The 13,737-nt window shown below is 34.1% G+C and carries 14 protein-coding genes and 1 pseudogene; 14 read left to right on the forward strand and 1 reads right to left on the reverse strand.

Features of this window, described 5'->3' with window-relative positions; genetic code table 11:
* The first annotated feature begins 1 nt into the window (after position 1).
* The 14 genes and pseudogenes from AP058_RS00830 (at position 2) to AP058_RS00895 (ending at position 13,201) form a co-directional block, all read left to right on the forward strand.
* Positions 2 to 1,795 carry an efflux RND transporter periplasmic adaptor subunit gene (locus AP058_RS00830; RefSeq protein WP_066305711.1) on the forward strand — a complete coding sequence of 598 codons (1,794 nt, stop codon included), beginning with the start codon at positions 2 to 4 and terminating at the stop codon, positions 1,793 to 1,795.
* Between the two features lie 4 nt (positions 1,796 to 1,799).
* Positions 1,800 to 2,435 carry a DUF3347 domain-containing protein gene (locus AP058_RS00835; RefSeq protein WP_066305717.1) on the forward strand — a complete coding sequence of 212 codons (636 nt, stop codon included), beginning with the start codon at positions 1,800 to 1,802 and terminating at the stop codon, positions 2,433 to 2,435.
* A complete protein-coding gene (locus AP058_RS00840) occupies positions 2,436 to 2,885 on the forward strand; it encodes a heme-binding domain-containing protein (protein ID WP_066305720.1) in 450 nt (149 codons plus the stop codon).
* Between the two features lie 31 nt (positions 2,886 to 2,916).
* A complete protein-coding gene (locus AP058_RS00845) occupies positions 2,917 to 3,396 on the forward strand; it encodes a DUF305 domain-containing protein (protein WP_066305726.1) in 480 nt (159 codons plus the stop codon).
* Between the two features lie 47 nt (positions 3,397 to 3,443).
* Entirely contained in the window at positions 3,444 to 3,959 is a 516-nt protein-coding gene (locus AP058_RS00850; RefSeq protein WP_082706528.1) for an AraC family transcriptional regulator, read from the forward strand.
* A gap of 85 nt (positions 3,960 to 4,044) precedes the next feature.
* Positions 4,045 to 4,308: a heavy-metal-associated domain-containing protein gene (locus tag AP058_RS00855; RefSeq protein WP_066305729.1), complete on the forward strand. Its 264-nt coding sequence runs from the start codon at positions 4,045 to 4,047 to the stop codon at positions 4,306 to 4,308.
* Positions 4,309 to 4,613: 305 nt separating this feature from the next.
* Entirely contained in the window at positions 4,614 to 4,964 is a 351-nt protein-coding gene (locus AP058_RS00860; RefSeq protein WP_369815120.1) for a hypothetical protein, read from the forward strand.
* An 83-nt stretch (positions 4,965 to 5,047) separates the two neighbouring features.
* Complete coding sequence (locus tag AP058_RS00865) at positions 5,048 to 5,224, forward strand: SHOCT domain-containing protein (RefSeq protein ID WP_157492547.1); 177 nt, start codon at positions 5,048 to 5,050, stop codon at positions 5,222 to 5,224.
* 265 nt (positions 5,225 to 5,489) lie between these two features.
* The gene (locus AP058_RS00870) at positions 5,490 to 6,830 is read left to right on the forward strand and encodes an APC family permease (RefSeq protein WP_066305732.1); all 1,341 of its coding nucleotides are present in this window, start codon (positions 5,490 to 5,492) and stop codon (positions 6,828 to 6,830) included.
* A 16-nt stretch (positions 6,831 to 6,846) separates the two neighbouring features.
* The gene (locus AP058_RS00875; protein ID WP_066305734.1) at positions 6,847 to 7,860 is read left to right on the forward strand and encodes a type II glyceraldehyde-3-phosphate dehydrogenase; all 1,014 of its coding nucleotides are present in this window, start codon (positions 6,847 to 6,849) and stop codon (positions 7,858 to 7,860) included.
* Between the two features lie 11 nt (positions 7,861 to 7,871).
* Positions 7,872 to 8,933, forward strand: a complete 1,062-nt coding sequence (locus AP058_RS00880; protein WP_066305737.1) for a class I fructose-bisphosphate aldolase — start codon at positions 7,872 to 7,874, stop codon at positions 8,931 to 8,933.
* A gap of 159 nt (positions 8,934 to 9,092) precedes the next feature.
* On the forward strand, positions 9,093 to 9,935 hold the full coding sequence (locus tag AP058_RS00885; RefSeq protein ID WP_066305739.1) for an ATP cone domain-containing protein: 843 nt from the start codon (positions 9,093 to 9,095) through the stop codon (positions 9,933 to 9,935).
* A gap of 753 nt (positions 9,936 to 10,688) precedes the next feature.
* Positions 10,689 to 12,785: pseudogene (locus AP058_RS00890) on the forward strand (copper-translocating P-type ATPase).
* Between the two features lie 218 nt (positions 12,786 to 13,003).
* Positions 13,004 to 13,201 carry a heavy-metal-associated domain-containing protein gene (locus AP058_RS00895; protein ID WP_066305741.1) on the forward strand — a complete coding sequence of 66 codons (198 nt, stop codon included), beginning with the start codon at positions 13,004 to 13,006 and terminating at the stop codon, positions 13,199 to 13,201.
* A 1-nt stretch (position 13,202) separates the two neighbouring features.
* Here the strand turns inward: AP058_RS00895 and AP058_RS00900 are convergent.
* Positions 13,203 to 13,737, reverse strand: a 535-nt coding sequence (locus tag AP058_RS00900; protein WP_066305744.1) for an IS3 family transposase, incomplete at its 5' end; no start/stop codon positions are given.

A 13,737-nucleotide genomic window follows, 5' to 3' on the forward strand; every position in this document is an offset into this window, starting at 1 on the left:
CATGAACATAGATAAAAAAACAAAAATAGTAGCTTTAATTACTTTAGTGATTGGGTTTATTTTAGGCGCTTTGTTCTTCAGCGGTAGTGATACAGAAAAAGAAGAACAAACAACAGAAGTAAGCGCTAAAGCCGAGGTTTGGACGTGTTCGATGCATCCACAAATTAGACAACCTGAACCCGGAGATTGCCCAATATGTGGTATGGATTTGATACCATTAGAGTCCGATACTGAGGCAGCTGACCCAGATGCCATCAGCATGTCAGAATCAGCAATGATTATTGCAGGAATTTCTACTTATAAAGTCGGAAATACGGACGGCATTAAAGAAATTGCCCTAAATGGTAAAATTGAAGTAAACGAAAAAACACTTTACAGTCAGTCTTCACATATTCCCGGTCGTATCGAAAGAATCTTTGTTTCATTCGTTGGCGAATACGTTAAAAAAGGACAAACCGTAGCGTATATTTATTCGCCGGAATTAGCAAGTGCACAACAAGAATTAATTGAGGCCTATAGTGTCAAAGACATTCAACCACAATTGTTGGAATCTGTAAAAATGAAATTAAAAAATTGGAAAGTATCAGATGCAACGATTAACAAAATCATCTCAACAGGTAAAAAACAAGACCAGTTTCCAATTTATGCCGATGTCTCTGGCTACATCATCAAAAAAAATGTAGAATTAGGCGATTACCTTGAAAAAGGACAAACCTTATATGAAGTCGCAGATCTATCAAAAGTATGGGTACGTTTTGAAATATATGAATCCGATATGGGATTAATTAAAAAAGGTAATACGGTAAACTATACAATAGCTTCTTTCCCAGGAGAATCTTTTTCAGGAACAATTGCTTTCATCGACCCATTTATAAACCCAACGACACGAGTTGCCAAAGCACGAATTGAAGTAGCGAACAGTGGACTAAAGTTCAAACCTGAAATGTTCGTATCCGGAACGGTAAAAACAAAAGTAGATAGTAAAAAATCAACTATTAGTGTACCCAAGACCGCTGTAATGTGGACAGGGAAACGCTCTATCGTTTACATAAAAAATGAATCTAAAAACGGTATTTCTTTCAAATTAAGAGAAGTCACTTTAGGACCTTTATTAGGAAACGACTACATCATAGAAGAAGGTTTAGAAATTGGAGAAGAAATAGTGGCTAATGGAACTTTCAATGTTGATGCAGCCGCACAGTTAGCAGGAAAACCAAGCATGATGAATCTTGAAGGTGGTTCAGGAAGTACAGGACACAATCATGGTGGTACAACAAATACGATGAGTGATGATAAAAAAGTAGTTTTAAAAGACGACAAAACCGCTATTAGTGCAGAGGCTAAAAAAAGTCTGCAACCCTTATATAAAAACTATTTTGACTTCAAAGATGCATTGACTAAAGATGATTTTAATACCGCTAAAAAAGCGCTATTAGAACTTCAAAAATCGTTAGACAAAATAAACATGAGCGTCTTTAAAGGAGCATCGCACAACGTATGGATGAGTTACCAGACAGAACTTAAAAAAAACACCTTACATGCTACACATTCTAAAGACATAAAAGAATTAAGAATGCCTTTTGAACCTATATCAAATGTAATGATAGCGATGACAAAAGCGTTCAATCCATTAACCGAAACCGCTTACGTTCAGTTTTGCCCTATGGCAAATAGCGATAAAGGAGCCAATTGGTTGAGCAAAGAAAACAAAGTAGTAAACCCGTATTTTGGTGCATCCATGCTAAAATGTGGAGAAGTAAAAGAAACAATTAAATTAGTAATCAATAAATTTTAATATCATGAAAAAAGTAATCGGAATTTTAGCAGTAGCGTTAATCACTACAACAATTTCTTGTAAAGAGAATAAAACACAAGAGAGTGAAACGCAGGAGAATGTGGAACACGCGATGCAGGATAAAGGAATGCACAAGGAATCATACGAAGGACACGATCATTCAGCAGGTACAGCCTCACCTGAAAGAGAAATTACCCAAAACAATACTAAAAATGGGGAAACAGCAGCGGTTTTAGATGCTTATTTTGAAATCAAAAATGGTTTAGTTGCAGATAGTAAAGCGAACACAGCCAAAGGTGGAAACGCTCTTTTAGCTGCATTGTCGAAATTTGATATGTCAAAACTATCAAAAGAAGCACATAAAGAATACATAGAAATTCAAGAAAGTGCGAAAGAGCATGCAGAACATATTGTAAAAAGTAATATCGACCACCAAAGAGAACATTTTGAAGCATTAAGTCTAGACATCACAGATTTAGTAGCACTTCTTGGAACAGACAAGGTGATTTATCAAGATTTTTGTCCAATGGCAAATAACAACAAAGGAGCTCTTTGGTTAAGTGAAGTCAAAGAAATTAAAAACCCGTACTATGGTTCAAAAATGCTAACCTGTGGTAGTGTAAAAAAGCAAATTAACTAAATGAAAATTTTTAAAATCATCTTACTGATTTTAGTGGCTGTGTTTGTGGGAATTCAATTTATTCCCGCAAAACGCAATCAAAGTACTAGTGTGCCTACAACTGATTTTTTAGTAGTTACCGGTGCTCCTCAAAACATTTCCAATACCCTACAAACTTCCTGCTACGACTGTCACAGTAACAACACTTATTATCCGTGGTATAATAAAGTCCAACCGGTAGCTTGGTTTTTAGAAAGTCATATTGGGGAAGGCAAGGCAGAACTAAACTTTAGCGAATGGGACGCCTATTCTGAGCGAAGGAAAAAAAGTAAATTAAAATCAATTGTAAGTCAAATTGAAGATAACGAAATGCCTCTTTCATCTTATACCATACTGCATCAAGATGCAAAGCTCAGTCCGCAACAAAAGACGGAACTTATAGAATGGATGAATAAAATGATTGTAAATTAATATGAATTAACCTTACTTAAAATATAAAACTATGCAAGAAAATAACCAGCACACAAAGAAAAACCCGTACGTGAAATTTGCCGTAATAATGGCTGTTTCATTCGTAATCATGTATTTGGTCATGTTTTTAAATCTTGAAGCATTTAGCCATGTATTCAATAGTATTACTCGGTTTTACATGACTACTTTAATGATAGCTGCTATGGCAATAACTATGTTGTTATTTATGTGGAAAATGTATCCAAATCATAAAACGAACTATGGAATAATAGTCTTCGCAGCGATTTCCTTTACTGGAACTTTATATCTGTTGAGAACCCAAACTTTTATTACAGACATTCAATATATGAAAGCAATGATTCCGCATCACTCATCAGCAATTATGACGAGTAGCAATGTAGATTTTAAAGACCCTGAACTCAAAAAACTAGCCGATGACATTATCATTGCACAAGAAAAGGAAATTGAGCAAATGAAACAAATGATAAACCGATTAGAAAACAAAGAATAACAGTGAAAATTTTTATAAAAAACATGGTTTGCAACCGCTGTAAAATTATGGTGAAGCTCGAGTTAGAAAAACTTGGGCTACATCCTACTTCTATTGAATTGGGTGAAATTACAATTCAAGAAAATTGCATAGAGGACAAGAAAGAAGAATTGATTAAAAATTTAGAATTAATCGGTTTAGAAGTTTTAGATGACAAAAGAAGCCAAACTATCGAGAAAATAAAAACGATTATTTTGGAGTTAGTGCACCATTCGGAAGCAGTTTTAAAAGTAAACTTATCGAATCACATTAGTAGCCAACTGAACCAGAATTACCACTATTTAAGTAATCTCTTTACAGAAGCGAATGGTATAACCATTGAGCATTATTTTATAGCGCAAAAGATAGAACGTGCAAAAGAATTATTAATCTACGATGAACTTTCATTAAGCGAAATTGCTGATCAGTTGAACTACAGCAGTGTTGCTCATTTAAGTAAACAATTCAAAAAAGTAACCGGTTTAACAGCAACAGATTTTAAAAAATTGAAAATTAAATTACGCGAACCAATTGAGAATCTGTAAATTATACTAAATAAAGATAATATTAACCAACATTATTACTTAGTTCATTCGGATATTTGAGGTATTAATATTAAACAAAATAAAAATGATACATTCTTATCAAATTACCGGAATGAGCTGCAATGGATGTCGTACAACTGTTGAGAAAGCTTTAAATACAATTGATGGAATTATGGCAACAGTGTCTTTGATCCCACCAACTGCAACAATTACAATGGAAAATCATATTCCAACCGAACTACTTCAAGAAGCTTTAACAAAAGCAGGAAATTACGCAATATCTGTAGCAAGTCCCTCAGATGCAAAACCGCAGACGCAAGAGAAATCCACAAAAAAATCGTGCTGTTAAGGGCACTAATTATCTTTTCAGACAAGATATAATGACAATTGTACTTTTCAGAAATAGTAATTGTATAAAAAACTATGTCCACGAACACTAATTATTAGTAGTGTTCGTGTTACGTAATGCATCTAATTAGGAGCAACCGACAACGCTTCTGATAAATTGACGGATTTTTTAATTAAAAATTTTATCGTAAAACAAGCAGTAATCTTTAATAAAACGCAAATAATATGAAAAATTTAGCACTTATTTTAGCTGTATTCGGCCTATTGGGCTTGAACAGTTGCAGTCAAAAGAACGACGTCAAATCAATGATTCAGAACGATGCGACCCGAAGCGAAATCATAAAAATCATTGCAGAAAACCCGGAATATCGGACAGAATTCAGAACGAATATGCAAAGCACCATGATGCTAGAAGAGGGCATGCAAATGATGATGAAAGACAGTACAATGATGCATTCCATGATGAACGGAATGATGAACGACGGAAAGAAGATGGGTACAATGATGAAAATGATGAACGAAAAAGGAATGATGAGCAAAGATTGTATGGAATCCTGCACAAAAATGATGGGAGAAAAAGGAATGAACATGCAGAATATGGATAATATGAAAACTAGTGAGGGAACAACAAAAGCAGACCATGCGGAACATCATTAAGTAATGCCAAAATAGAACTTGAAGTTATACATGATTACAAAAGACATTTTGGTGGAAGGCACTAAATATGGTGGATTGTTTGGATGTTGTTTCTAATATGGATTTTTGCAACTCCTTGGGGTATTCCCGGAGAAAGAAAAAAGAAAGATCGTCTACTAGACATTTTGACAAGACGTTTCGCAAATGGTGAAATAACTAAAGAAGAATATGAAGAGTCAAAAAACATTGTAACCGCGGATACTAATATAAAACCATACTAGATATGGTAGTTAAAAATTAATTATCTCGAATTTCCTGGTGTTTTAATTGAATGACTCTTTAATTTTTATGCTTTATGATTTCATTTGTAACAGTAGATCAAAGTAGCAATTATCTTTTACTATAGCGATACAAACCGTTTAGAATCAACCAATATCCTCAGAATAAATGACCGTTAAAAGAAGTTTTCTTTAATATTAAGCTTTTTTTTTAAATGAGCTATTGGTTTTTATAGTGACAGCGAATTACGTTAAAAATTAGTTTACTATGAGAAACCATATCAATACAAATAATAAGCTTTCATTAATAGGTTCAATCTCTCTTGGAACAGGCGCGATGATTGGCGCTGGAATATTCGTACTTATGGGACAAATTGCAGAGCTAGTGGGCGATTTATTTCCTATTGCTTTTATTGCAGGTGCCATTGTCGTATGTTTTAGTTCTTACTCGTACGTTAAGTTCTCAAATGCGTTCCCTTCTTCAGGCGGTGTTGAAAAATTTTTAAATAAATCCTACGGCCCAGGAACTATAACAGGCGTGTTTTCATTATTGATGTATGTCTCAATGGTGGTTTCCCAGAGTTTAGTAGCGGGTACATTTGGGGCTTACACGCTTCGGTTATTCCCAGAGCGTTTTGCCACTTATGCTTCCATTCTAGGCGTGTTTCTTTTGGTCATTGTATTTATAGTGAATATTTTAGGAAATAAAGTCATTGAAACAACAGCTACTTTTACAGCAATCATAAAAGTACTTGGTATCGCATTACTTGCAATTGCCGGTTTACTAATTTCAGGCTTTGCAGATATTACTGGAAATTACATTCCAAAAAATGCTGAAGAATTACCCATTGGAATTGGTTTTGTAGCCTCATTAGCACTAGCAATTCTTGCCTACAAAGGGTTCACAACTATAACAAATCAAGGTGGAGATATTGATAATCCACACAAGAACCTAGGACGATCTATAATAGCATCTATACTTATTTGTACTGTTATTTATGTTGCTTTAGCACTTGCTGTCGCAGGGGGATTAAGCATACCTGAAATTATCAAAGCAAAAGATTACGCTTTAGCGGCAGCCGCAGAACCTGTTTTTGGAAAATGGGGTATTTGGATTACCGTAGCTATCGCAATTGTTGCCACCTTCTCAGGTGTGATTGCAAGTGTATTTTCTTCCTCTCGCTTATTGGGAATGTTGAGTACTATGAAACAAGTTCCCTCTTTAAAAAAACTTGGGAATTTTAAAAATCCAGCACTCATATTCACGGTATCTCTCGCAATTCTACTAACCATCTCGTTCGACTTAACCAGAATCGCATCTATTGGAGTTATTTTTTATCTAATTATGGACATTGCAATCCATTGGGGACTGTTTCGTCACCTTAAAAAAGAAGTAGATTTCCTTCCAATTATTCCGTTAATGGCAATTGTTATGGACGTTGTGGTTCTTTCCGCTTTTCTTTATGTCAAATACATAAGCGATCCTTTGGTATTGTTTGTAGCGACAATTGGAATTATTCTAATGATAGCTTCGGAACGTTTCTTTATGAATTCGCACACAGATGAAGATGGAGATATGCAGATGGGAATGGAAACTAATAATAAATAATTTAAAATAAAATCACATGAAAAATATCGCAGTTATAGGATATGGAGTTATAGGCAAACGAGTAGCAGATGCCATTCAAAAGCAAGACGATATGAATCTTTCGGGAGTATGCGACATCATTAGTGATTGGCGTATTCAAAATGCCGTACGAAAAGGATATGATATCTATTATGCCACATCCGAAGCCGAAAAGGAAATGAAAAAAGCAGCTATTCCAGTAAAAGGAAGTATGCAAGACCTTCTGAAAAATGTAGATTTAGTAGTGGATTGTACACCCAAAAACATAGCCGCTCAAAATATAAAAATCTATAAAGATTTAGGTCTCAAATTTATTGTTCAAGGTGGCGAAAAACACGAAACAACAGGTCATTCTTTTAGTGCCGAAAACAATTATAAATCAGCACTAAATCTAAACGCTACAAGAGTTGTTTCCTGCAATACTACATCTATTTTAAGAACATTAACTGCCTTAAAAAAAGCAGGTTTGTTAGAATATGCCAGAGGTACACTTTTAAGAAGAGCTACTGATCCTTGGGAAAGTCATTTAGGTGGAATAATGAATACGATGGTTCCCGAAAGAGATATTCCAAGCCATCAAGGTCCAGATGCAAAAAGTGTTGATCCTGATTTGGATGTCATTACTTCAGCTATAAAAGTACCAGAAACCTTGAGTCACATGCATTATTGGAATGTAAAATTGAAAAAACAAACCACAAAGGAAGAAGTAATCAAAGCTTTTAAAACTTCGACTCGTATTAAACTCATTCAATACGACGAAGGTTTAGTCTCAAACAATACCATCAAGGAAATGTTTCTGGATATGGGCAGACCTTGGGGTGATATGTATGAAGTGGCACTTTGGGAAGATATGTTAAAAGTTGTAGGAGATGAATTATTCTATGCTTATGTGGTCGATAACCAAGCTATTGTAATACCGGAAACTATTGATGCCATTAGAGCACTTACCGGAATTGAAATGGATGCCGATAAATCCATTGCCAAAACAAATCACAGTTTAGGGATTCATTAAATACTTTTAAAATGAAAATAGAAAAAAACATATCGGAAATTTTAGGAGAAAAAGCAGCTTATTATTTGGATTACGTTTGCGAGAAAATCACAAAAGACCAATTGCAAACACCAAGTAAAAATAGTCTTGACAAGGTATTTGTAGATAGTAATAGAAATCCCCAAGTACTTCGAAGCCTTTCTCAATTGTGTAATCATGGAAATCTTGGCGGCACTGGATACTTAAGTATACTGCCTGTTGACCAAGGAATCGAACACAGTGCAGCATTTTCATTTTATAAAAACCCGGCTTATTTTGACCCCGAAAATATAATAAAACTAGCTATTGAAGGAGGTTGTAATGCAGTAGCTTCCACTTTTGGCGTTTTGGGTATTAATGCACGAAAATATGCTCATAAAATACCATTCATTGTAAAGATTAACCACAATGAATTACTTACTTATCCCAATAAATACGACCAAACTCTTTTTGGTAAGGTAAAATCCGCTTGGAATATGGGAGCTGTTGCTGTAGGTGCTACCATTTATTTTGGTTCTAATGAAAGTGACAGACAAATCAAAGAAATTGCAGAAGCATTTGAAGAAGCTCACAATTTAGGAATGGCAACTATTTTATGGTGTTATCTTCGAAATGATTCCTTTAAAAAAGACGGTGTTGATTATCATGCTGCGGCAGATTTAACTGCTCAAGCCAATCACTTGGGAGTAACTATTCAAGCAGATATTATCAAACAAAAATTACCCACTAATAATTTTGGATTTAAAAATATTGACTTTGGTAAATATGACGACGAAATGTATGAAACATTGACTACTAACCACCCAATTGATTTATGCCGTTTACAAGTTGCCAATTGTTATATGGGCAAAATAGGATTGATAAATTCTGGAGGTGGTTCAAATGGTGAATCTGATTTAATGGAAGCCGTTACAACAGCCGTAATCAATAAAAGAGCCGGTGGTTCTGGTTTAATTTTAGGTCGAAAAGCATTTCAAAGGCCTTTTAATGAAGGTGTTGCTTTATTGAATACGATACAAAGTGTTTATTTGGAACAGAAAATAACAGTAGCTTAAACATGAATACAGCACTGCTAACGTTTTTTTTGGATAGATCACAAAATCAGAAATTGGTATAGAAGTGGTTTTAATAATAGTATTATGAAATGCACTTTTTACATCTAATTAGTACTCGCAATCATTCCCACTATCAGTAAAAGTAAAACATATGTCAAAATGAAAAACAAAATCAATATTGTAAAATACTCTGGAGCAATTGAAGCATTCGATTTAGAGAAGTTGAAAAATTCATTAAGACGCGCCGACGCCAATGAAACCGTTATTCTTGAAATCACGGATGAAATTCAGAGCACTTTAAAAGAAGGCATGACCACCAAGCAAATCTATAAGATGACCTATAAAATGCTAAAAAGTAAATCTAGAGTTAGTGCTTCAAGATATAATCTAAAAAAAGCACTAATGGAATTAGGACCTTCTGGTTTTCCTTTCGAAAAATTAATAGGAAAATTATTGTCCCACGAAGGATTTAAAGCAGAAGTTGGTATCATTGTTAAAGGCAATTGTGTTCAGCATGAAATAGATGTCATAGCACAAAAGGATAATAATCATTATATGATAGAATGTAAATACCATCAAGATCAGCAAAATGTTTGCAATGTGAAAATTCCTCTTTATATCCAATCTAGATTTATTGATGTTGAAATGGAATGGAAAAAACAACCCGGACATAATCTAAAATTACATAAAGGTTGGGTTTACACAAACACTAGATTTACCAATGATGCCATTCAATATGGAACTTGTGTAGGTTTAGGTCTGGCAAGTTGGGATTACCCAAAAGGAAATGGACTCAAGGAGCGAATAGACAAATCAGGGCTACATCCATTAACCGCCTTAACAACTCTTACAAAACCCGAAAAGGCGCAGTTATTAGACAAAGGTATTGTGCTTTGTAAGGAAATTTATGAAAATCCAAATATTCTAGACCAAATTGGCATACCAAAAGAGAGGCATAAAAAAATAATAAATGATTCAGCAGAATTATGTAGTAACCCTTAAATGTAGTGTCAACTGAAAAATAACTAATTTTTTAACATTTATGGAAAAATGTTATTGCAAATGTTTAATAAAAAGTAATAATTAAAACCTTGCGATGATATGGTTTACCTGAAATAAATAGTATTGAAAAAATATTATTATAAAGAATATTTAAGATGATGATGAATAAGAATTCAAGTACTATTAACAATAATTGGTATGTTATTGCAGGAGGTCCAAGTACTGGAAAAAGCACGGTAATTAATTTACTCCACAAATTAGCATACAATAGATCATGCCAGACATTACATAGATTCTTGGCATAAAAAAGGACATACAATTGCAGACATTTGAAACAATAAAAGAAAATTTCAATTAGAAATTTTAGATAAGCAAGTTGAAGGAGAAGCTTCAATTAAAACAAAAGACATTGTTTTTATGGATAGAGCTATTCCAGGTCATTTACTATTATCAATTTTTAAAACTAGATTGTGATGAAAAATTAACAAACGCAATAAAAGAAACCTCTTACAAAAAATTTTTTGTTTTAGATAAACTATCTTTTACAAAACACTATGGAACAACAGAAAATAAAGATTCACCAATTGATAATCGATGTTTATAAAGATCTAGGTTTTCCAATTGTTGTTGTTTCTGTAGAAAGAGTAAAATATAATTTATAAAAAGATAAAACACACCAAAAAAATCACGATAAGCTGTCAAACTTAATTATGAATAATGTGATATAAAAATAACAATACCTAAAATTAAACTATGCAAAATCATAAAGAACGCGAGAATAAAGAAACAGGCCATCCTAAAATTGATCATTCAAAAATGAAAATGACCAAAGAGGAACATTATACTATGGACCACTCAAAAATGGATCATAGCAGTGTACCCATGGGAATGGAAGGACATGACCATCATAAAATGATGATTGAGGATTTTAAAAAGCGATTCTGGATTACAGCAATACTCACTATTCCTATTTTGTTTTTCTCACCGATGATTCAAGAATTTCTAGGCTATAACATTCTTCTACCAGGGAATCCGTACATACTATTTGCTCTTTCTTCAATCGTCTATTTTTATGGTGGTTGGCCTTTCCTAAAAGGTTTTGTTTCTGAAATTAAGGAAGGAGCTCCCGGAATGATGACCTTAATCGCCATGGCAATTAGTGTCGCTTATTTTTATAGTTCTGCAACTGTTTTTGGATTGCCCGGTGTCGATTTTTTCTGGGAACTAGCTACACTGATTGCAATAATGCTTGTGGGGCATTGGATAGAAATGAAAAGTGTATTAGGCGCTTCAAAAGCATTACAGCTTCTTGTCAGTATGATGCCTGCCGAGGCTCACAGAGTAAAAGACGGAACTATTGAAGATATTTCTCTCGAAGATTTGCTAAAAGATGATGTGATTTTAGTAAAACCAGGAGAGAAAGTTCCAGCGGATGGAATTATCGTAGAAGGCTCAAGCTACTTAAACGAATCTATGCTTACGGGTGAATCCAAACCGGTAAAAAAAGAAGAGAAAGACAAAGTTATTGGCGGTTCAGTAAATGGTAACGGCAGTATAAAAGTAAAAGTGGAGCATACCGGAAAAGACAGCTACCTCAACAAAGTAATCACTATGGTTGAGGATGCTCAAAAGACCAAGTCTAAAATGCAGAATCTTTCAGATAAAGCGGCAAAGTGGCTGACGTATATTGCATTGGCAATTGGTTTCGGAACATTAGCAGTTTGGCTACTTTTAGGCTTTCCTTTCGTTTATGCATTAGAACGAATGGTGACGGTAATGGTTATTGCGTGTCCTCACGCACTTGGTCTTGCCATTCCATTAGTAGTAGCAATTTCTACCGCCGTATCTGCCTAGAATGGATTATTAATCCGTAACAGAACAGCATTTGAAGAGTCAAGAAAAATATCCGTTCTATTATTTGATAAAACAGGTACATTAACCAAAGGAGATTTTGGAGTTACTCGAATTGAATCTGTGGATGCCATTTATTCATCCGAAGAAATTTTAAGACTTTCAAGTGCATTAGAACAAAGTTCAGAACATCCAATTGCGGTAGGAATAATTAAAAAGGTCAAAGAAGATAAAATACAAATTCCAGACCTGCAAAACTTTAAAGCAATTACCGGTAAAGGCGTTGAAGCTATCGTAGAAAATAAGCAAATTAAAGTGGTAAGTCCTGGTTATTTAAGGGACGAAAAAATAGCAATTCCCGAAGATGCTTTTAGTGACGCAGCAGAAACAGTAGTTTTTCTCCTAGTAGATGGAAAATTAGCAGGTTATATTGCACTTGCGGATGAAATAAGACCAGAAGCTGCCGAAGCAATCAAGATATTCAAGGAAAACAACATCAAAGTACTAATGGCAACTGGAGATAATGAAATAACGGCAAAAGCGGTTAGCGATAAACTGGGTCTTGATGGTTATTTTTCAGAAGTATTACCGCATCAAAAGGTAGAAATTGTAAAAAAACTACAAGACGAAGGAGAATTTGTTGCAATGACAGGTGACGGTGTTAATGATGCACCCGCATTAGCACAAGCAAATGTAGGTATTGCCGTAGGTTCTGGAACAGATGTAGCTGCTGAAACCGCTGATATTATTTTAGTAAATAGTAATCCCCAAGATATTGCCAATTTAATTTTGTTCGGTAAAGCGACTTATAAAAAAATGATACAAAATCTTATATGGGCAACGGGCTATAATGTTGTTGCAATTCCATTAGCAGCGGGTGTTTTATATTCTTCTGGATTTGTATTAGGTCCTGCAATTGGTGCCGTATTTATGAGTTTGAGTACTATTATCGTTGCCATAAATGCACAATTACTTAAGAAGCAAATTAATAAAAGGTAAATTAGATACCTGAATGTAGTTCGATTAGTAGAAAGTAAATCAACGATTGACGTATCGCCGAACAACACATTTTTTCACGTCTTTTGATTCAAAAAAATTTAATTGAAATGTAGGGAAACGGATACATTACTTTACAAAAATGCACAAATCATAATCATAATTATGCAAACTATTTAAGTACAAGTTGTCGAAATTTGTATCATAAAAATCACAAAAATATGAAACACACATACCATCTTGATGGAATGACCTGTTCAGGTTGTGAAGCAAAAGTTAAGGAAGATTTATCCAAAGTTGAAAATATAACAGAAGTACAAATTTCTAAAGACGATAAACAAGCAATACTAACAATGTCTAAACACGTAGAACTTTCTGTTTTACAAAAAGTGGATATGCAAATAAAACCTGCAGTATAAGTTAAGCTACATTTTTGTAATTAATTTGATTGTTAAATTCTTCAATAGTTGCATAATTCAAAGCAGAGTGTCTCCTTTTTCTATTGTACCAAATTTCAATGTATTCAAAGATCTCCAGTTTCATTTGTTCTTTAGAAATCAGTTTGTTCCCATAAATCAATTCCGTTTTCAAAGATTTGAAGAAGCTTTCCGCCACAGCATTATCCCAGCAATTTCCTTTACGACTCATACTGCGGGTTATTTTTTTATAGGAATCAAGAACATTTACAAACTTTTTACTGGCATATTGGACACCTCTGTCAGAATGAAAAATCAAACCTTCATCGACATCTCGGTTTTTAACCGCCATTTTCCAAGCTCCAAGCGTAGTTTCTTCTGTATTCATTGCGTCACTTAAACTCCAACCAATAATTTTTCTGTCGTATAAATCCATAATAGTGGTCAGGTATACAAACCCCTCTTTAGTTTGGATATAAGTACTATCCGAAACCCAAACTTTTGAAGGCATTTTTACAATAAACTCTCTATTTAATACA

The sequence above is a fragment of the Flavobacterium sp. TAB 87 genome (assembly GCF_001529295.1).
In the GTDB taxonomy this organism is placed as follows: Bacteria; Bacteroidota; Bacteroidia; order Flavobacteriales; family Flavobacteriaceae; genus Flavobacterium.